Origin of the sequence: Aquibium sp. A9E412, assembly GCF_030398335.1 — a bacterium.
Classification (GTDB): domain Bacteria; phylum Pseudomonadota; class Alphaproteobacteria; order Rhizobiales; family Rhizobiaceae; genus A9E412.
In genome coordinates, this window is the sequence record NZ_JAOAOP010000047.1 from 1 (window position 1) to 19,712 (window position 19,712).

The following is a 19,712-nucleotide window of genomic DNA, read 5'->3' on the forward strand; positions in this document are numbered from 1 at the left end:
ACGCCAGCCGGTGGCGGCGGCGGCCGGCCGGTCTATCTCGTCGACGGCGCGCGCACGCCCTTCCTGCGGGCGCGCGGCAAGCCCGGCCCGTTCACCCCGGTCGACCTCGCCGTGCAGTGCGGCCGGCCGCTGCTGATGCGCCAGCCCTTCGCGCCGAACGCCTTCGACGGCGTCGTGCTCGGCTGCGTCAACGTCATCGCCGACGAGATGAACCCGGCCCGCGTCGCCGCGCTGCGGCTCGGCATGGGCGCGGCGATGCCGGCCTACACCGTGCAGATCAACTGCGGCTCCGGCATGCAGTCGATCGACAGCGCCTTTCGCACCATCGAGTCCGGCAAGGCCGACCTGCTGCTGGCCGGCGGCGCGGAATCGCTGTCGCACGCGCCGCTCGTGCTGCGCCAGGAGGCGGTCGAGTGGTTCGGCCGCTTCGCCACCGCCAAGTCGGCCTGGCAGAAGACCTCGGCGCTCGGCGACCTGCGGCCCGGCATGGCGCGGCCGGTGGTCGGCCTGGAGCGCGGCCTGACCGACCCGATCACCGACCTCAACATGGGCCAGACGGCCGAGGTGATCGGCCATCTGTTCGGCATCAGCCGCGAGGCGGCCGACGGCTATGCGCTGGAGAGCCACCGCCGGCTGGCCCGCGCCCAGGACGAGGGCTGGCTCGCCGGCGAGGTGATCCCGGCGATCGCCCGCGACGGCACGCTCTACGAGGCCGACGACGGCGTGCGGCGCGAGACGACGCTGGACAAGCTCGCCGGCCTCAAGCCGGTGTTCGAGCGGCCCTACGGCAAGGTGACGCCGGGCAACTCCTCGCAGATCACCGACGGCGCGAGCTGGGTGGTGCTCGCCTCGGAGGCGGCGGTCGAGCGGCACGGGCTGGAGCCGCTGGCGCGCATCGTCGACAGCGAATGGTCGGCGCTCGACCCCGAGATCATGGGGCTCGGCCCGACGCTGTGCGCCACCGCGCTGCTCAAACGCCGGGCGCTCGGCTGCGCCGACGTCGACCTGTGGGAGCTCAACGAGGCCTTCGCCGCCCAGGTGCTGGCCTGCCTGGCCGCCTGGCAGGACGCCGACTACTGCCGCGACGTGCTCGGCCTCGACGCGCCGTTCGGCGCCGTCGCGCACGACCGGCTCAACGTCGACGGCGGCGCCATCAGCCTCGGCCATCCCGTCGGCACGAGCGGCAACCGCATCGTGCTGCATCTGGTCAACGCGATGCGCCGCCTCGGCCACCGCCGCGGGCTGGCCACCGAGTGCATCGGCGGCGGGCAGGGCGGCGCGATGCTTGTGGAGACGGTGTGATGCCGCTGACCGACACCCCCGTCTGGAACGCGCTCGCCGACCGCTCGATGGCGCTCGGGCCGGACGACGGCGGGCTGAAGACGCTCGAGCACTGGCGCCTGTCGCAGGGCGGGGACGGCCTGCTGTGGCTGGTGCTCGACCGCGCCGGCGAGAGCGCCAACACGCTTTCCGAAGCGGTGCTCGAGGAGCTCGACACCATGCTCGGCGAGGTCGAGGCGCTGGCCGCCTCGGACCAGGCGCGCGGCCTCATCGTGCGCTCGGCCAAGCGGTCGGGCTTCGCCGCCGGCGCCGACGTGCGCGACTTCCGCGGCATCGACGACGCGGCGACGGTGCACACGCGCATGCAGCGCGCGCACGGCGTCATCGACCGGCTGGCCGGCCTCGCCGTGCCGACGGTCGCGGTCGTGCACGGCCACTGCCTCGGCGGCGGCCTCGAGCTGGCGCTCGCCTGTCGCCACCGCATCGCCATCGCCGGCGCCTCGCTCGGCTTTCCCGAGGTCATGCTCGGCCTGCACCCCGGCCTCGGCGGCACCTTCCGCCTGCCGGCGCTGATCGACCCGCTCGAGGCGATGACGATGATGCTGACGGGCAAGCCCGCGCATGCCCGCAAGGCCAAGCGGCTCGGCCTGGTCGACGCGGTGATCGAGGAGCGCCACGTCGACAACGCGGTGCGCGACGCCGTCGGCGGCGGGCTGGCGGCCGACCGCGGAAGCTGGAAGAGCTCGGTCTTGTCGCTCGGCCCGGCGCGCCAGGTCGCCGCCCGGCAGATGCGCGCGCGCGTCGAGGACCGGGCGCCGAAGGCGCACTATCCCGCGCCCTACCGGCTGATCGACCTGTGGGAGGAGCACGGCGCCGACGCCGAGGAGATGCAGTCGGCCGAGATCGCCTCCTTTTCCGAGCTGCTCGTCTCCGACACCGCGCAGAACCTGATCCGCGTCTTCTTCCTGCGCGAGCGCCTGCGCGCCGACGGTCGCGGCGACAGCGGCGTCGGCCACGTCCACGTCGTCGGCGCCGGCACGATGGGCGGCGACATCGCCGCATGGTGCGCCTCGCGCGGGCTGACCGTCACGCTCGCCGACCTCGACCCGGCGGCCATCGCCCGGGCGGTAGGCCGGGCGGCGGCCTTCTACGACAAGAAGCTGCGCTCGCGCCTCGACCGGCGCGACGCGCTCGACCGGCTGATCCCCGATTTCAGCGGCGCCGGCGCGGCCAAGGCCGATCTCGTCATCGAGGCGGTGGCCGAGAAGGCCGACGTCAAGAAGGCGGTCTATGCCGATCTCGCCAAGCGCATGAAGCCGGGCGCGCTGCTGGCCACCAACACCTCGAGCATCCCGCTCGAGACCCTGCGCGAGGGGCTGCCGGCGCCCGAGCGGCTGGTCGGGCTGCACTTCTTCAACCCCGTCACGCGCATGGAGCTCGTCGAGGTCGTCGGCCACGACAAGGCCGCGCCGGAGACGCTGGCGCGGGCGCGCGCCTTCTGCGGTGCCATCGGCCGGCTGCCGGCGCCGGTGAAGAGCGCGCCGGGCTTTCTCGTCAACCGGGCGCTGACGCCCTATCTCGCCGAGGCCTTCGTCATGCTCGACGAGGGGCTGGCCAAGGAGACGATCGACCGCGCGGCCGAGCGCTTCGGCATGCCGATGGGGCCGGTCGAGCTGGCCGACCGGGTCGGCCTCGACATCGGGCTCGAGGTGGCGCGCATGCTGGCCGAGCGCACCGACGATCCGCTGCCCGACATTCCGCAATGGCTGGTCGACAAGGTCGACAAGGGCGAGACCGGCCGCAAGGCGGGCAAGGGCTTCTACGACTACGGCGACGACGGCAAGCCGAGGAAGGGCACGCCGGGCGCCGAGCCCGACCAGGCGATGATCGACCGGCTGGTGCTGCCGATGGTCAACGCCTGCATGCGCTGCCTGCGCGAGGGGGTGGTGGCCGATGCCGAGACGCTCGACGCGGCGATGATCTTCGCCACCGGCTTCGCGCCGTTCCGCGGCGGGCCGATGCACTACGCCCGCACGCGCGGCAGCGGCGAGGTGGCGGCGGCGCTGAAGCGCCTGCAGGAGGCGCATGGCGCGCGCTTCGCGCCCGATCCCGGCTGGGACCGGCCGGACGCCGCCGGGTGAGCGGCGCGCCGCACATCCACGACAGCGCCGAGCGCCTGGCCGACCGCATCATCGAGACGCTCGACGGCCGCATCGTGCTGGCCCTGCCGCTCGGGCTCGGCAAGGCGGTGCGCGTGGCCAACGCGCTCTATGCGCGCGCCGAGGCGGATCGGGCGATCTCGCTCGACATCTTCACCGCGCTGACGCTGGAGCCGCCCGGCTGGTCGAGCGATCTCGAGCGGCGCTTCGTCGAGCCGCTCAACCGGCGGCTCTACGCCGGCTACACCGGTCTCGCCTATGCCGGGCCGCGGCGCGCCGACCGCCTGCCCGACAACGTGCGGGTGAGCGAGTTCTTCCTGCTGGCCGGCCGCCTGCTCGGCGCCCGCGAGGCGCAGCAGGACTACGTGTCGGCCAACTACACGCACGCCGCGCGCTACGTCCTGGCGCGCGGCATCAACGTCATCGCCCAGCTCGTCGCGCGGCGCGGCGCGGCGCGGGCGCGGCGGCCCGCTACAGCCTGTCGTGCAACACCGACATCACGCTCGACATCCTGCCGGCGCTGCGCGCCCGCTCCGCGCCGTTTTTGATGGTCGGCGAGGTGAGCGACGCGCTGCCCTACATGCCGGGACCGGCCGAGCTCGAGGCGGACGCCTTCGACCACGTGCTCGACGGCGAGGGGCGCGACGACCCGCTGTTCGTCGTGCCGCGCCAGCCGGTCTCGGCCGCCGACCATGCGGTGGGGCTGCACGCGGCCAGCCTGGTCAAGGACGGCGGCACGCTGCAGATCGGCATCGGCTCGCTGGGCGACGCGTTTGCCGCCGGGCTGGTGCTGCGCCAGCGCGCGCCCGAGCGCTTCGCCGCCGCGCTCGACCGGCTGACGCCGGAGCGCGAGGGCCCGCCGGCCGAGACCGGCCGCTTCGAGACCGGGCTCTACGGCGCCAGCGAGATGCTGGTCGACGGCTTCATGGAGCTCTACCGCGAGGGCATCCTCACGCGGCCGGCCGCCGACGGGGCGCTGCTGCATGCCGGCTTCTTCGTCGGCTGCGCGGCGTTCTACCGCTTCCTGCGCGAGCTCTCCGACGCCGAGCGGGCGCGCTTCCAGATGCGCGCGATCTCCTTCGTCAACGCGCTCTACGGCGAGGAGGCGGCTAAGCGGGCCGACCGGCGCGACGCGCGCTTCGTCAACAACGCGATGATGGTCACGCTGCTCGGCGCCACCGTCTCCGACGGGCTGGAGGACGGCCGCGTCGTGTCGGGCGTCGGCGGGCAGTACAATTTCGTCTCGCAGGCCTTTGCGCTCGACGACGCGCGCTCGCTGATCACCCTCAACGCCACGCGGCGCAAGGACGGCCGCGACCGCTCGCGCATCGTGTGGTCCTACGGCCACGAGACGATCCCGCGCCATCTGCGCGACATCGTCGTCACCGAATACGGCATCGCCGACCTGCGCGGCCGCTCCGACCGCGAGTGCATCGCCGCGCTGCTCAACGTGACGGATTCGGCCTTTCAGGACGAGCTGCTCGACCAGGCCAAGAAGGCCGGCAAGATCGAGCGCGACTACCGCATTCCCGCCGCCTTCCGCGACAACCGTCCGGCTCGCGTCGCGGCCGCGCTGGCGCCGCTGCGCCAGGAAGGCTGGTGCCGGCCGTTCCCCTTCGACACCGAGTTCACCCCGGTCGAGCAGCGGCTGTTGCCGGCGCTCGGCCGGCTGCGCGACGTCGCCGCCTCGCGCCCGCGGCTGGCCCGCGCGGCGCTTGCCGCGCTGTGGCAGGACGCGGCCGACGGGGCGGAGCGCGAGGCGCTGGAGCGCATGGATCTGGCGTCGCCGGCGGGCTGGCGCGAGCGGCTCTATGCCCGGCTGCTGCTCGCAATGCTGCGCGAGACCGGCTGACCGGTCGACGCGGACGGCGAACCGGTCTCCACTTCGCCGGAAACGCTTCATCCGCCGCCGTTGAAGAAGGCCTTGGTGCCGTGTGCCTCGATGGCCGTGACGATGCGCTGCAGCGCGTGCACGTAGGCCGCCTTGCGCAGCGTGATGGCGCTGGCGTCCGCGACGCCGCACAGCCGGCCGGCCTCGCGCTCCATCGCCTCTTTCAGCCGCGCCGTCACCTCGTGGTCGCTCCAGCGCAGGCCGGTGCGGTTCTGCACCCATTCGTAGTAGGACACCGTCACGCCGCCGGAATTGGCGAAGATGTCGGGGATCACCGTCACGCCGCGCGCGTCGAGCGCGGCGTCGGCCTCGGCGTCGACCGGCCCGTTGGCGAGCTCGAGGATGACGCGCGTGTCGATGCGGTCGGCGTTGCCGCCGTGGATCTGGCCGGCCACGGCGGCCGGCACCAGGATGTCGCTCGGCCGCTCGAGCAGCGCGGCGTTGCTCATCGTCTCGGCGTCGCTCGAGCCGTCGAGCTCGGCGATCTTGCCGCCCTCGGCCTTGTGCGCGGCGACGCGGGCGGGGTCGATGCCGGCCGGGTCGTAGCGCGCGCCCGACGAATCCGACACGCCGACGATGGTGTGGCCGCGGCGCTGCAGCAGGCTTGCCACGTGCGAGCCGGCATTGCCGAAGCCGACCACCGACACGCGCGCGCCTTCCGGATCGATGGCGAGACGCGAGGTGAGCGCGTCGAGCGCGTAGACGCCGCCGAGCGCGGTGGCGCGCGTGCGCCCCGGCGAGCCGCCGAGGCAGACCGGCTTGCCGGTGATGACGGCCGGCGCGTGGTGGCCGACGATCGCCTCGTACTCGTCGGCCATCCAGCCCATCACCATGGCGTCGGTGCCCATGTCGGGGCCGGGGATGTCGCGGTCGGGATGCAGGAAGCGCGCGAACGCCTTGACATAGGCGCGCGCCACCCGCTCGGGCTCCTTCGTCGACAGGTTCGCGGGATCGACGCAGACGGCCCCCTTGCCGCCGCCATAGGGCAGGTCGGCGACCGCGCACTTGAAGGTCATCCAGAAGGCCAGCGTCATGACCTCGTCCATGCAGGCATCGGCGGAAAACCGGATGCCGCCCTTGGTCGGCCCGCGCGAGGCGTCGTAGCGGCAGCGCCAGGCCTTGAAGCTGGCGCGCCGGCCGTCGTCCATGCGCACGAACAGCGAGGCCGACAGCGTCTCCTCGGGATAGGTCAGCTTCTCCAGCGCCTCCTCGGCGGCCGGCACGTGGCGCGCCGCCTCGTCGAGCCGCTTCTTCGCGCCCTTGAAGACCGAAGCCATCGCTCCGCCCGATGCCCGATGCCGGACGGCGGCTCAGCCGCCGACCAGCGTGCCGCCGTTGGGATGCAGCACCTGGCCGGTCATGTAGGAGGAATCCTCGCAGGCCAGGAACAGCATCGCCGGCGCCACCTCGTTGGGCTGGCCGGGCCGGCCGAGCGGCGTGTTCTGGCCGAACTCGGCCACCGTGTCGGCGGGGAAGGAGGCCGGAATGAGCGGCGTCCAGATCGGCCCCGGCGCGACGCCGTTGACGCGGATGCCCTTGCTGGCCAGGTTGCCCGACAGGGCGCGCACGAAGGCGAGCAGCGCGCCCTTTGTGGTCGCGTAGTCCATCAGCAGGTCCTGGCCCTTGAAGGCGGTCACCGAGGTGGTGCACACGATCGCCGCGCCGCGTCTCAAATGCGGCAGGGCGGCCTGCGTCAGGTAGAAGGTGCCGAACACGTTGGTCGCATAGGTGCGGTGGAGCTGCGCGTCGGAGATGTCGGCGAAGTCGCCGACGGCGTGCTGCTCGGCGGCGTTGTTGACGAGCACGTCGATCTTGCCGAAGCGCTCGACGGTCTCGGCCACCAGGCGCTCGGCGGTCGCCCGCTCGCCGATGTCGCCGGCCATCGCCAGCACCTCGCCGCCCTCCGCCTCGACGAGGCGCACGGTCTCGGCCGCGTCGTCGTCCTCGTCCTTGTAGAGAAAGGCGAGCTGCGCGCCCTCGCGGGCGAACAGCACGGCGGTCGACCGGCCGATGCCCGAATCGCCGCCGCTGATGACGGCGACCTTGCCGGCCAGCCGGCCGGAGCCGGGATAGCGCGGGCGGTGGTCGGGCTTCGGCCGCATCTCGGTCTCGGAGCCCGGCTGGTGGTGCTGGTGCTGCGGCGGCAGGCCGTCGCTGGCGCTCATGGCAATTTCCCCTTGTTCGCGGTCAGTCGCCCAACGCGCGGGGCAGGGGGGCGTTCCCGCCGGCGCCGGCTCACGCGGCGGCGGCGTCGTCCTCCATCGCGGCGAGGAAGCCGTCGAGCCAGGCCTTGGCGTCGTGCCGGCGGATGCGGCGCATCAGCGCGGCCTGGCGCTCCTGGCGCTCGTCGCGGGCCATGGTCAGGCCGCGATGCAGGCTCCGGGCCATGTCGTCGACGTCATAGGGATTGACGATCAGCGCCTCGCGCAGGTCCTCGGCCGCCCCGGCGAACTTCGACAGGACGAGCACGCCGGGGTCGTCCGGGTCCTGCGCGGCGACGTACTCCTTGGCGACCAGGTTCATGCCGTCGCGCAGCGGCGTGACGAAGCCGACCTGGCTGGCGCGGAACAGCGCCGCCAGCGCCTCGCGCGGCACCGCGCGGTGGATGTAGCGCACCGGCGTCCAGTTGAAGTCGGCGAAGCGGCCGTTGATCTTGCCCGACAGCGCCTCGAGCTCGGCGCGGATCTCGGCATAGGCGTCGACGTCCTGGCGTGTCGGCGTGGCGATCTGCATCAGCGCCACGGTCTTGCGCATGTCGGGGTAGAGCTCGAGCAGGCGCTCGAAGGCGCGCAGCCGGTCGGGCAGCCCCTTGGTGTAGTCGAGCCGGTCGACGCCGATGATCTGCTTGCGGCCGAGGATCTTGCGCCGCATCTGCTCGATCTGCACGGCTTCCACCGGCGTCTCGGCCATGGCGACGAAGGCGTCGACGTCGATGCCGATGGGAAAGCAGCCGGTGACCACCGTGCGGTCGCGAAAGCGCAGCGTGCTCTCGTCGGCGAGCGCGATGCCCAGATGGTCCTCCGCATAGCGGTGCAGGTTACCGAGGTCGGTGTGCGTCTGGAAGCCGATCACGTCGAACTCGAGCAGGCTTTCGACCAGCCAGCGGTGGCGCGGCACGGCGGCCAGGATGTCCGGCGAGGGGAAGGGAATGTGCAGGAAGAAGCCGGTGCGCTGCCGGCAGCCGCGCTTGCGCAGCTCGGCGGCGAGCGGCAGCAGGTGGTAGTCGTGCACCCACACCAGGTCGTCGGGCCGCAGCAGCGGCGTCAGCGCGTCGGCGAACTTGGCGTTGACCCGCCGGTAGCCCTCCATGAAGGCGGTGCGGTACTCGACCAGGTCGAGGCGGTAGTGGAAGAGCGGCCACAGCACCGAGTTCGAGAAGCCGAGATAGTATTCCTGATAGTCCTCCTCGGTGAGCGGGATGGTCACCGAGGTGACGTCGCCGAAGGTCTGCGTGCGCGGCTCGAGCGGCGCCTCCGCGTCGCTCGCGCGCGCGCCGTCCCAGCCGACCCACACGCCGCCGCGGCTCTTCAGCGAATCGGCGAGCCCGACCGCGAGGCCGCCCGACTGGGTGGTCTTCGAAAGGTCTGCGACCCGGTTCGACACCACCACGAGCCGTCTCACACCACGCTCTCCCAGGGTTTCGACAGCCTCCTGGCGCCGTTGATGATGCCGACCATGGAGTAGGTCTGCGGGAAGTTGCCCCACATCTCGCCGCTCGCCGGATCGGTGTCCTCCGACAGGAGGCCGAGCGGGTTGCGCGTCGCCAGCAGCGTCTCGAAGATCTCGCGCGCCTCCTCGTGCCGGCCGATGCGGGCGAGCGCGTCGAGCCGCCAGAAGGCGCAGATGTTGAAGGCCACTTCGGGCTTGCCGAAATCGTCGGGCGCCTCGTAGCGCATCATGTGCGGGCCGATCGCCAGCGTGCGCTCGATCTGGTCCACGGTGCTGACGAAGCGCGGGTCGCGCGGGTCGAGGAAGCCCACCTCGGCCATCAGCAGCACGCTGGCGTCGAGCGTCTCGCCGCCGAAGCTTTCCACGAAGGCCTTGCGCTTGTCCGACCAGGCCTCCGCCAGGATCCGCTGCTTGATGATGTCGGCGCGTTCTCTCCAGAAGCCGGCACGTTGGCGCTCCCCGAGCTGGTTGGCTATGTGCGCCAGCCGGTCGCAGGCGGCCCAGCACATCAGGCTTGAGGAGGTGTGAACGCGCGATCGGGAGCGCAGTTCCCACATGCCGGCGTCGGGCTGGTCGTGCAGCCGGAAGGCCTGTTCGCCGGCCGCCTCGAGGTGGCGGAAGTCGGTCAGCCCGGCCGCCATCTTGATGCGCCGGTCGAAGAAGATCTGCGCGGCGCCGAGGATGACGTTGCCGTAGACGTCGTGCTGGTAGTGCTCGTAGGCCTGGTTGCCGCGACGCACCGGACCCATGCCGCGATAGCCGGCGAACGCCTCGAGCGGCCGCTCGACCAGCGCCGCCTCGCGGCCGACGCCGTAGACCGGCTGCAGATGGCCGCTGTCGGCGTCGGCGACGACGTCCATCAGGAAGCGGAAGTAGTTCTCCATCGTGTGGATGGCGCCGAGGCTGTTGAGCGCGCGCACCACGAAGAAGGCGTCGCGCAGCCAGCAGAAGCGGTAGTCCCAGTTGCGGCCGCTGTTCGGCGCTTCGGGAATCGAGGTGGTCATCGCCGCGACGATGGCGCCGGTCTGCTCGTAGGTGCACAGCTTGAGCGTGATGGCGGCGCGGATCACCGCCTCCTGCCACTCGAAGGGCAGGGCCAGGCGGCCGACCCAGTCGCGCCAGTAGTTGCAGGTGCGCTCCTCGAAGTCGCGCGCGATGTCGCCGACATTGCCGTCGAGCGTCTCGTCGGGGCCGAGGATGAGGTCGATCGGCGTCGCCAGGTTGAAGCGCGTCTCGTTGACGATGTAGTCGACCGGCGCGTTGGTCGCCAGGCGGACGCTGAAGTCCGGCCCGGCGTAGCGGATGTGGTTGGAGCCGCGGCCGAGCGTCGGCTTCACCGTTCCGTCGCCGAACTCCGGGCGCAGCCTGATGGTGATGCGCGGCGTGCCGGACACCGGCCTGACGCGGCGGACCAGCGTCTGCGGCCGGAACATGCGGTCGCGCCACATGAAGCGCGGCGCGCAGTCGGTGATCTCGACCGAGCCGTCGCGGCCGTGCAGCCGCGTCGTCAGCACCGCGGTGTTGTGCTCGTAGTACTGGTCGCTGTGCGTCAGGCCCTCGAGCTCGACGGTGAAGGCGCCGTCGTTGTGGCCGTCGCCGTTGTTGCGCAGCAGCGCGTTGAACACGGGGTCGCCGTCGAAGCGCGGCAGGCAGCACCACACGATGCGGCCCACCCGGTCGATCAGGGCGGCGTAGGAGCAGTTGCCGATGGTGCCGAGGTCGAGGCTGGTCACGCGGTCTCCGCCTTTTCCGGTTCGAAGCTGTCGGCCAGCGCGACGAGCCAGCGGCGCAGCTCGGCCGGGCCCGCCGCGCGCAGCCCGGCGACGGTCTCGCCGGGGCCGATCTTGACGGTCACGCCGCCGCGCGCGGCCGCCTCGCGAAAGGCGTCCTCGTCGGTCACGTCGTCGCCGCAGACGACCGGCAGGCGGCCGGCGAACGGCGGCTCGTCCATGAACTGGGCCACCGCGTCGGCCTTGGTGGCGCTGCCGAGCTTGACCTCGACGACCATCTTGCCGTTGAGCACGTGCACGCCCTCGAGCCCCTCGACCGCGGCATGCGCCGCCGCGATGGCGGCCTCGGCGCGCTCCGGCGCCTGGCGGTAGTGCAGCGCCAGCGAGCCCGGCTTGGCCTCGACCAGGGTGCCGGGCATCTCGGCGGCGGCGGCCTCCAGGCTGGCGCGCACGCGCGCGGCGGCCGCCTCGTCGATCGCCGCGCCGAGGCGGGCGCCGTCGGCGGTGCGCCGCTCGAGCCCGTGCACGCCCGCCACGGCCAGCCGCAGCGGCGCCAGGAAGCCGTCGATGTCGCCGATGGCGCGGCCGGTGACGATGGCCAGCGCGCCGCCGGTGGCGCGCTCGAGGCGCGCCAGCATGGCGCGCGTCTCGGCATCGACGCGCACCGCGTCGGGCCGCTCGGTGATCTCGGCCAGCGTGCCGTCGAAGTCGAGGAACAGCGCCACGCGCCCCGGCACCAGCCGGGGGTCGTCATAGGAGAGCAGCGGAACGGGGCCGGACATGGAATGCGCTTGGGCTGTGAGTCCGCGGGAGCGATTCGCTGGCGACATTAGACCACGACGGCGGCGCAGACCACGACGGCGAAACGCGAGACGCGGTTTCCACAGGGCGCCAGGGCTTGTCTCATGGATCTTGCCGCATCGGTGCGAGCCGCCGCCTCAGCCCGTCGCGCGCCGGTCCTGCGCCGCGTAGCGGCCGATGAAGGCGGCGATGCGCCGGGCCGCCTCGACCAGCACGTCCTCCTCCTGGGTCATGCTGATGCGGATATGGCCCTCGGCGGCCTGGCCGAAGCTGGCGCCCGGCAGCACGGCGACCTTCTCCGCCTCGAGCAGCGCCCAGGCGAAGGCCTCGCTGTCGGGCTCGACGGCGCGGATGTCGAGAATGACGTACATGCCGCCCTGCGAGCCGCGCACGGTGACGGCGTTGAGGCCGCGGATCGCCTCCAGGAAGGCCTTGCGGCGGGCGCCGTAGCGTGCGGCGATCTCGGCCACGCCGTTGGCCTTCTCGATCGCCTCGGCGGCGGCGTGCGAGACGAAGTCGGCCAGGCCGTAGGTGGAGACCAGGTTGAGGCTGGTGAGATGACGCACCAGCTCGGCCGGCGCCGTCAGCCAGCCGATGCGCCAGCCGGTCATGCCGTGGCTCTTCGACAGCGAGTTGATGACCAGCGTGCGCTCGGCCATGCCGGGCAGGGCGCGCGGCGAGACGTGCGGCGCCTCGGCGCGGATCGTCCAGTAGACCTCGTCGGACAACAGCCACAGGTCGTGCCGGCGGCACAGCTCGGCGATCGCCTCGATGGTCTCGCGCCGGTAGACCGCGCCGGTCGGGTTGTTGGGCGAGTTGATGAGGATGGCGCGGGTCTCGGGGCGGATCGCCGCGGCGATCGCCTCCGGCCGCGGCTCGAAGCCGTCGTCGGCCTCGGCCACAACCTCGGTGACGCTGGCGCCGGCGGCGCGCAGCGTGCCGGGATAGGTGGCGTAGTAGGGCGCCACGATGATGGCGTGGCTGCCGGGGTCGAGCACCGCCTGGGCGGCGGCGTAGAGCGCGCCCTGGCCGCCCGGCGTGGCGATCACCTCGTCGGGCGCCGTCGGCACGCCGGTGCATTCGCTCGACAGCGCCGCCATCGCGGCGCGCAGGCGCGGCAGGCCGGGAAGCTGGATGTAGTGGTGGCGGCCGCCGCGCACCGCCTCCACGCAGGCTTCCACGGTGGCGGCCGGCGTGTCGAAGTCGTGGTCGCCGACCGACAGCATCAGGATGTCCTCGCCGGCCTCCCTGCGGGTCAGCGCGGCGAAGTGCACCTCCCAGCCGTCCTTGCCGGAGGGAATGATGCCGAGAACGCGATCGGACGGTCGGGGCATGGCGTCGGCCTTTCGCTGAAGGGGATCGGGCCCCGGATTGGCAGGCCGCGGCGGCGCTGTCAATCGCCGCGCGGGCGCGGCCTCAAAGCGCCGGCGGCGAGACGATCCACACCGCGACGGCCGGTTCGCCGCCGGGGTTGTGCCAGCGCACCGCCTTGCCGCGGAAGCGGAAGCTGTCGCCGGCCTCCAGCCGGTGCCAGATGCCGTCGATCTCGAGCGCCAGCGTGCCGGCGATCAGGTGGCCGGCCTCCTCGCACGGGCGCAGCCGCGGCTCCGCGCGCCGCGCGCCCGGCGCGAAGGAGCAGCGCACCACCTGGAAGCCGCCGCCGAGATCGGGCGTCAGAAGCTCCTCGGTCAGCCCGGCCTCGCTGTCGGCCAGGCGGCGCCGGGCGGCGGCGCGCACCACCACGTCGCGCTCGGTCTCGACGGGCTCGCCCTGGGCGAAGAACAGGCTGACGGGCACGCGCAGCGAGCCGGCAAGCGCCTTGAGGTCGCCGAGCGAGGGCAGCGAGATGCCGCGCTCGACCTGGCTCAGCCAGCCGACCGAGCGGCCGAGCTTGTCGGCCAGCGCCGTCAGCGTCAGGCCGCGCGCCTTGCGCAGGGCGCGGATGTCCTGCGTCAGCAGGCGGCGCGCCTGGTCCTTGGCGGACGCAGCGATGTCTGCGGTGTCCGACAGCGGAGCCTCCGTGAAAATATGCTCTGGAACTTCATCAAAGCGGGTGCTATGAAAAAATCAAGAGAAATTTCACGAGCCCGCCGCGCCGCATCGTCCGGCGTGCCGGGCGCGGGCAGCCTAGACCGAAGCGTCGGGACGCGCCAGCGCCGTTGCCCGCACAGCCAGGGGATCCGTTTCATGCTTGCATCGGAAGACAACCGGGCGGCCGGCGAGGGCGAGAGCGACGCGGCGGCGATCGTCGACGAGGCGATGACCTCGCGGCGCTCGGTGCGCGCCTTCCTGCCCGATCCCGTCGACGAGCAGACGGTGCGCGACATCCTGGCGGTCGCCGCGCGCGCGCCGTCGGGCACCAACATGCAGCCGTGGAAGGTCTACGTCGCCACCGGCCGGGCCAAGCAGCAGATCAGCGACGCCATCCTCACCTCCGGCATCCGCGCCGAAAAGGCGGAGTGGGACGAGTACAAATACTATCCCGACAAGTTCTTCGAGCCCTATCTGGCGCGCCGCCGCGCCGTCGGCTACGCGCTCTACGGCCTGCTCGGCATCGGCCGGCGCGACGTCGAGCGCATGCGCGCCCAGCACGACCGCAACTTCGTCTTCTTCGACGCCCCGGTGGGGCTGATCTTCACCATCGACCGGCGGCTCAACACCGGCTCGTGGGTCGATCTCGGCATGTTCATCCAGTCGGTGATGATCGCGGCGCGCGGGCGCGGGCTGCACACCTGCCCGCAGGCCGCCTTCGCGCCCTATCACCGGCAGATCCGCCCGGTCCTCGGCATCCCCGAGGAGGAGGTCGTGGTGTGCGGCATGGCGCTCGGCCGCGAGGACGCCTCGAAGCCGGAGAACGCGCTGCGCACCGAGCGCGCGCCGCTCGAGGAGTTCGTCTCCTTCGTGCGCTGACGCCCGGCCGCGCCGCCGCGCCGCGCAAGCGCCGCCCGCGCCTCACAGCACCTCGTAGCCGACCTCCTCGGCCGCCGCGCACAGGCCGGCCCAGAAGGCGCGGGCGAAGGAGCGGAAGACGCAGACGTCGAAGGCGTCGCCGGCGCTGCGCTGGATCTGCGCGGCGATGTCGTGATGCGCCGTCGCCCGGCCGGCGCCGACGGCAAAGGCGTGCGCCGCGAAATCGATCGCGAACAGCTTGCCGAGCACCCATTCGGCGCGCGGGCCGGCGATGCGCATCACCGTGCGGCCGTGCGACAGGTCGGTCACCGTGCCAGTGTCGGCCGGCACCGCGGCGGCGAGCGCGGCGACGAGCCCGTCGTGCCGGCCGGTCACCAGGAAGCGGCCGGGACCGATGCCGAAGGCGGCGGCCTCCGCGCTCCGCGCGCCGGCGCCCGGCGTCGCGTCGAGGCCGAGCCCGGTCGTCGCGCCGATCGCCTCGGCGAGTGCCGCCTCGGCGCCCGGCCAGGCGGCCGCCTCGCAGATCGCGGCCGGCGTCACCTCGGCGAGCCGCACCCCCGGCGCGCCGCGGCTGTGGCCGTGCCGGCCGGGCCGGCGCAGCGGCCCGAGCGGCGAGTCGCGCTCAACCATACATGCGGCTCCCCTCGGGATCGAAGAAGTGGTGGCTGACGATCTCGACCGGCCCGAAGCGGCCGCGCAGCGGATCGGAGACGTGCGCCCGGCTGCCGTGGCGCGCCTTGCCGCCGCGCACCAGCGCCAGGCCGATGTGTCTTTGCAGCGCCGGCGAGTAGCAGCAGGCGGTGATGTGGCCGATGCTTTCGCCGAGCGCTTCGGCCGTGCCGCGCTCGACGATGTGGGCGCCGCCGCCGAGCGGCCGGCCGTCGAGCGCGACGACACCGACGAGCCGGTGCCGGTCGGCACCCGTCAGGCCCTCGCGGTCCATCATCGCGGCGCCGACGAAGGGCTTCTTCTTCGACAGCATCCAGTCGAGATGAAGGTCGCGGGCGGTGGTGCGGCCGTCGATCTCGGCGCCGGTCACGTGGCCCTTCTCGATGCGCAGCGCGCCGAGCGCCTCCAGGCCGTAGGGCACGATGCCGTGCGCCGCGCCGGCCTCCATCAGCGCCTCCCACACGGCCAGGCCGTGGCCGGCGCCGCAATAGACCTCGTAGGCGCGCTCGCCGGAGAACGACAGCCGGCAGATCGTCACCGGCGCGCCGTCGATCGCGCCGCGCACGATGCCCATGAAGGGCAGGGTCTCGTTGTCGACGGCCGTGCCGGTCACGCAGGCGGCGAGCACCGCGCGGCTCTGCGGCCCGGCGAGCGCGGCGCCGGCCCACTGGTCGGTGACCGAGGTCAGGTGCACCTTCATGTCCGGCCACGCGACGTCGAGCAGATACTCCAGATGCTGCATCACCTTGCCGGCATTGGCCGTCGTCGTGGTCATCAGGAAGTCGTCCTGGCCGAGCCGCCAGGTGGTGCCGTCGTCCATCGCCAGCCCGTCCTCGCGCAGCATCAGGCCGTAGCGCGCCTTGCCGACCGGCAGGGTGGAGAAGGTGTTGGTGTAGACGCGGTCGAGGAAGGCGGCCGCGTCCGGCCCCTTGACCGCGATCTTGCCGAGCGTCGAGACGTCGATGATGCCGACGGCCGCGCGCACCCGGCCGGCCTCGCGCACATAGGCCTGCGCGACGGTCTCGCCGGGCTGGCCGTAGATCATCGGCCGTTTCCACAGCCCGGCGTCCTCCATCCGCGCGCCGTTGTCGACGTGCCAGTCGTGCATCGGCGTCAGCCGCTCGGGCCGCAGGTGGCCGTAGCGCTCGGCCGCCAGCGCGCCGAGCGAGACGGGCGCGTAGGGCGGCCGGAAGCGCGTCGTGCCGAGCGCGCCGAGCGGCTTGCCGCGGGCGGCCGCCAGCACGGCCAGGCCCGGCACGTTCGACGTCTTGCCCTGGTCGGTCGCCATGCCGAGCGTGGTGTAGCGCTTGACGTGCTCGGCCGCGACGAAGCCCTCGCGGTGGGCAAGCCGGATGTCCTCCACGGTGACGTCGTGCTGCAGGTCGACGAAGGCCTTGCCGGGCGCCGGGATGGCGATGACTTCGGCCGGATGGGGATCGAGCGCCGGCGCGGCGACGGCCGGCACGCGGCTGCGGGCGGCGCGCTGGCCGGCGGCCCTGCGTCCGGCCATGCGGCCTTCGGCGAGCGCCTCGGCGGTGCCGGCGGTGCCCAGCACCGCGCCGGCGGCGAGCCAGCCGCGGCCGGACGGCTGCGGCGGCAGGAAGGCCTGGCGCGTCTCGTCCCACACCGGTGCGGCGCCGGCCTGGCTTGCCAGATGCAGCGCCGGCGACCAGCCGCCCGACACCGCCAGACCGTCGACGGCGATCGCCCGGCGCGGGCCGCTCAGCCGGCCGCCGGCCGCCTCGAAGGCCTGCACGGTGATGCCCGACAGCGCGCGCCGGCCGGCCGTCGCCACCACCGCATGGCCGGAAAGCAGCTCCGCGCCGGTCTCCGCGGCGAGCGCCCGGGCGGCGTCGGACAGCGTCGAACGGGTGTCGACGATCGCCGCCACCTCGGCGCCGGCGCGGGCGAGCGCGGCGGCCGCGCGATAGGCGCCGTCATTGTTGGTGAAGACGGCCAGCCGGGCGGCCGGCAGGACGCCGTACTGGACGGCATAGCGCTCGGCCGCGCCGGCCAGCATGACGCCCGGCCGGTCGTTGCCGGGAAACACCAGCGGCCGCTCCAGCGCGCCGGTGGCCAGCACCACCCGGCCGGCGCGCACCGTCCAGTGCCGGTGGCGCGGCTCGCCCGGCGCGGCGGCCGGGCCGTGGTCGCCGACGCGCTCCAGCGCGGCCAGCACGTTGTTGTCGTAATAGCCCCACACGGTGGTGCGGGTGAGCAGCCGGACGTTGTCCATGGCGGCCAGCCGCGCGGCGCGCTCCTGCGCCCATCGGGCGGCCGGCGTGCCGCCGATCGTCTCGCCCGACCAAAGCGCGCTGCCGCCGGCGGCCGGCTCCGTCTCGGCCAGGATCACCCGCTTGCCGGCCTTCGCCGCCGCCTCGGCGGCCTCCAGCCCCGCCGGGCCGGCGCCGACGACGAGCACGTCGCAGAACGCGTTCATGCGCTCGTAGCGCGCCGGATCGGGCTCGCGGCCGGCGCGGCCGAGCCCGGCGGCGCGGCGGATCGCCTTCTCGCACAGCATCCAGAAGCGGGTGCCGCGCAGCGGCCCGACCACCGGCCCCATGAAGGTCTTGTAGTAGAAGCCGGCGGCGAGCAGCGGCCCGCCGAGCTGGTTCACCGCGCCGACGTCGTAGGCGAGCGAGGGGTAGCGGTTCTGGCTCTCGACGCGCAGGCCGGGATGGATCTCGATCTGCGTCGCCGGCACGTTGGGCTCGCGCACGGCGCCGCGCAGCACGGTGACCAGCGCGTTGGGCTCGTCGAGGCCGGCGGCGAAGACGCCGCGCGGGCGGTGGTACTTGAAGGAGCGGCCGCAGAGCGTCACACCGCTGGCGAGCAGCGCGGAGGCGAGCGTGTCGCCGGCAAAGCCCGTGTAGGGTCGGCCGTCGAAGGTGAAGCGCACCGGCCGGTCGCGGTCGACCAGCCCGCCGGCGGCGGCGCGGCGCGGGCTCACGACGGTTCTCCCGCGCGCGCCGGCGCCACCGCCAGCACGGCGTGGCTCACCGTGTCGCGGGTGACCACGAGATGGGCGCGGCAGCCGCCCGCGTGCTGCCAGTGCTCGCGGTGCGGGCCGGCCGGGTTGGCGCGTTCGTAGACATAGGCGTTCCAGGCCGCCTGGCCGGCCGTCGCCGGATCGGGGCGGGCGCGCGTGGCGTCGCCCTGGTAGGTGTATTCGGCGAGGTCGCGGGGGCCGCAATAGGGGCAGGGGATCAGCATCGGCCGGACACCCCTCAGTGCAGCCGGGGCGTGGCGCCCTGGCCCTTCTCGTCGATCAGCGCGCCGCGCTGGAAGCGGTCGAGGGTGAAGGGCGCGTTGAGGGCGTGCGGCGCGTCGCGGGCGATCGTCCAGGCGAAGGTCCAGCCCGAGGCCGGCGTCGCCTTGAAGCCGCCGTAGCACCAGCCGCAGTTGAGGTAGAGGCCGGGCAGCGGCCCGGTGGTGATGATCGGCGAGCCGTCCATCGACATGTCCATCACGCCGCCCCACGAGCGCAGCAGCCGCACCCGCGCCAGGCTCGGGAACATCGCCACCATCTCGCTCATCACCTCCTCGACCACCGGCAGGTTGCCGCGCTGGGCATAGGAGTTGTAGCCGTCGATGTCGCCGCCGAACACCAGCCCGCCCTTGTCGGACTGCGACATGTAGAGATGGCCGGCACCGAAGGTGACGACGCAGTCGACGAACGGCTTCAGCGCCTCGCTGACGAAGGCCTGCAGGACGTGGCTCTCGATCGGCAGGCGCTCGATGCCGGCGAGCGCCATCACCCGGCTGGTGCTGCCGGCGACCGCCACGGCGACCTTGCCGGCGCGGATCGTGCCGCGGCTCGTCTCCACGCCGCAGATGCGGCCGCCCTCGCGCAGGAAGCCGGTCACCTCGCAGTTCTCCAGGATGTCGACGCCGCGCCGGTCGGCCGCGCGCGCGTAGCCCCAGGCGACGGCGTCGTGCCGGGCGGTGCCGGCGCGCGCCTGCAACAGCCCGCCGACGACGGGAAAGCGCGCCGAGCCCGACAGGTCGAGGCCCGGCACCTTGCGCGCGATCGCCGCCGGCGTCAGCCATTCCGCGTCGCCGCCGCCGTGCCGCATCGCGTTGCCGCGGCGCATGTAGTCGTCGGCCTGGGCCGGCGAATGGGCGAGATTGAGCACGCCGCGCTGCGAGAACATCACGTTGTAGTTGAGCGCGTGCGACAGCTCCTCCCACAGCTTCACCGAGAAGTCGTAGAAGCGGATCGATTCGGGCAGCAGGTAGTTGGAGCGCACGATCGTCGTGTTGCGGCCGATGTTGCCGGAGCCGAGCCAGCCCTTCTCCAGCACCGCGACATTGGTGATGCCGTGCTCCTTGGCCAGGTAGTAGGCGGTGGCCAGGCCGTGGCCGCCGCCGCCGACGATCACCACGTCGTAGGCGGGCTTCGGCTCGGGCTTGCGCCAGGCCGGCTTCCAGCCGCGATGGCCACCGAGCGCGTTCTTCAAGAGCGCGAGCGCCGAATACTCCGCCATGGACTCCCTGCCGCCTTTTGCCGCTGGCCCGCGACCCTATAGGGCGGTCTCGCGCGGCAAGGCAAATTTTGCGCCATCGCCTGTCGCCGCGCCGACTTCGCCCGCGGCGCCGCGC

The 19,712-nt window shown here is 73.1% G+C and carries 16 protein-coding genes and 1 pseudogene; 5 read left to right on the plus strand and 12 right to left on the minus strand.

What is annotated here, in order from left to right:
- The 4 genes from N1F89_RS15090 to N1F89_RS15105 all read left to right on the plus strand — a co-directional run.
- A partial coding sequence (locus tag N1F89_RS15090) for an acetyl-CoA C-acetyltransferase (RefSeq protein WP_290085025.1) occupies positions 1-1,302 on the plus strand: 1,302 nt, incomplete at its 5' end.
- Positions 1,302-3,422 (plus strand): 3-hydroxyacyl-CoA dehydrogenase NAD-binding domain-containing protein, encoded by a 2,121-nt coding sequence (locus N1F89_RS15095; RefSeq protein WP_290085026.1) that lies wholly within the window; start codon positions 1,302-1,304, stop codon positions 3,420-3,422. The genes N1F89_RS15090 and N1F89_RS15095, both read left to right, overlap by 1 nt.
- The gene (locus tag N1F89_RS15100; RefSeq protein ID WP_290085027.1) at positions 3,419-3,988 is read left to right on the plus strand and encodes a hypothetical protein; all 570 of its coding nucleotides are present in this window, start codon (positions 3,419-3,421) and stop codon (positions 3,986-3,988) included. The genes N1F89_RS15095 and N1F89_RS15100 overlap by 4 nt, the downstream gene beginning before the upstream one ends.
- A gap of 11 nt (positions 3,989-3,999) precedes the next feature.
- Complete coding sequence (locus N1F89_RS15105; RefSeq protein ID WP_290085028.1) at positions 4,000-5,292, plus strand: acetyl-CoA hydrolase/transferase C-terminal domain-containing protein; 1,293 nt, start codon at positions 4,000-4,002, stop codon at positions 5,290-5,292.
- Positions 5,293-5,339: 47 nt separating this feature from the next.
- On the opposite strand, the gene N1F89_RS15110 is transcribed toward N1F89_RS15105, so the two are convergent.
- From N1F89_RS15110 to N1F89_RS20710, 8 genes and pseudogenes are all read right to left on the minus strand, one after another.
- Positions 5,340-6,608, minus strand: a complete 1,269-nt coding sequence (locus tag N1F89_RS15110; RefSeq protein ID WP_290085029.1) for a Glu/Leu/Phe/Val dehydrogenase — start codon at positions 6,606-6,608, stop codon at positions 5,340-5,342.
- Positions 6,609-6,641: 33 nt separating this feature from the next.
- Positions 6,642-7,496: an SDR family oxidoreductase gene (locus N1F89_RS15115; protein WP_290085030.1), complete on the minus strand. Its 855-nt coding sequence runs from the start codon at positions 7,494-7,496 to the stop codon at positions 6,642-6,644.
- 70 nt (positions 7,497-7,566) lie between these two features.
- Positions 7,567-8,952 carry an alpha,alpha-trehalose-phosphate synthase (UDP-forming) gene (otsA, locus tag N1F89_RS15120; RefSeq protein ID WP_290085031.1) on the minus strand — a complete coding sequence of 462 codons (1,386 nt, stop codon included), beginning with the start codon at positions 8,950-8,952 and terminating at the stop codon, positions 7,567-7,569.
- Complete coding sequence (locus N1F89_RS15125) at positions 8,949-10,733, minus strand: glycoside hydrolase family 15 protein (RefSeq protein WP_290085033.1); 1,785 nt, start codon at positions 10,731-10,733, stop codon at positions 8,949-8,951. The genes otsA and N1F89_RS15125 overlap by 4 nt, the downstream gene beginning before the upstream one ends.
- Positions 10,730-11,512, minus strand: a complete 783-nt coding sequence (otsB, locus tag N1F89_RS15130) for a trehalose-phosphatase (RefSeq protein ID WP_290085034.1) — start codon at positions 11,510-11,512, stop codon at positions 10,730-10,732. The genes N1F89_RS15125 and otsB overlap by 4 nt, the downstream gene beginning before the upstream one ends.
- Positions 11,513-11,668: 156 nt before the next feature.
- Complete coding sequence (locus N1F89_RS15135) at positions 11,669-12,865, minus strand: aminotransferase class I/II-fold pyridoxal phosphate-dependent enzyme (protein ID WP_290085035.1); 1,197 nt, start codon at positions 12,863-12,865, stop codon at positions 11,669-11,671.
- 82 nt (positions 12,866-12,947) lie between these two features.
- Positions 12,948-13,328: a cupin domain-containing protein gene (locus tag N1F89_RS15140; protein ID WP_354670330.1), complete on the minus strand. Its 381-nt coding sequence runs from the start codon at positions 13,326-13,328 to the stop codon at positions 12,948-12,950.
- Positions 13,329-13,373: 45 nt separating this feature from the next.
- Positions 13,374-13,559 (minus strand): annotated as a pseudogene (locus tag N1F89_RS20710) (helix-turn-helix transcriptional regulator); the annotation flags it as partial.
- A 159-nt stretch (positions 13,560-13,718) separates the two neighbouring features.
- Between N1F89_RS20710 and N1F89_RS15145 the strand changes: the two are divergent.
- Positions 13,719-14,441 carry a nitroreductase gene (locus N1F89_RS15145; RefSeq protein WP_290085037.1) on the plus strand — a complete coding sequence of 241 codons (723 nt, stop codon included), beginning with the start codon at positions 13,719-13,721 and terminating at the stop codon, positions 14,439-14,441.
- A 42-nt stretch (positions 14,442-14,483) separates the two neighbouring features.
- Here the strand turns inward: N1F89_RS15145 and N1F89_RS15150 are convergent, their stop codons facing one another.
- The 4 genes from N1F89_RS15150 to N1F89_RS15165 are packed head-to-tail and all read right to left on the minus strand — an operon-like array spanning position 14,484 to position 19,597.
- On the minus strand, positions 14,484-15,071 hold the full coding sequence (locus N1F89_RS15150) for a sarcosine oxidase subunit gamma family protein (RefSeq protein WP_290085038.1): 588 nt from the start codon (positions 15,069-15,071) through the stop codon (positions 14,484-14,486).
- On the minus strand, positions 15,064-18,060 hold the full coding sequence (locus N1F89_RS15155; RefSeq protein ID WP_290085039.1) for a sarcosine oxidase subunit alpha family protein: 2,997 nt from the start codon (positions 18,058-18,060) through the stop codon (positions 15,064-15,066). The genes N1F89_RS15150 and N1F89_RS15155 overlap by 8 nt, the downstream gene beginning before the upstream one ends.
- Positions 18,057-18,323, minus strand: coding sequence for a sarcosine oxidase subunit delta family protein (locus N1F89_RS15160; protein ID WP_290085040.1), 267 nt, complete (start codon positions 18,321-18,323; stop codon positions 18,057-18,059). The genes N1F89_RS15155 and N1F89_RS15160 overlap by 4 nt, the downstream gene beginning before the upstream one ends.
- 14 nt (positions 18,324-18,337) lie before the next feature.
- On the minus strand, positions 18,338-19,597 hold the full coding sequence (locus N1F89_RS15165) for a sarcosine oxidase subunit beta family protein (protein ID WP_290085041.1): 1,260 nt from the start codon (positions 19,595-19,597) through the stop codon (positions 18,338-18,340).
- Positions 19,598-19,712: the final 115 nt, after the last annotated feature.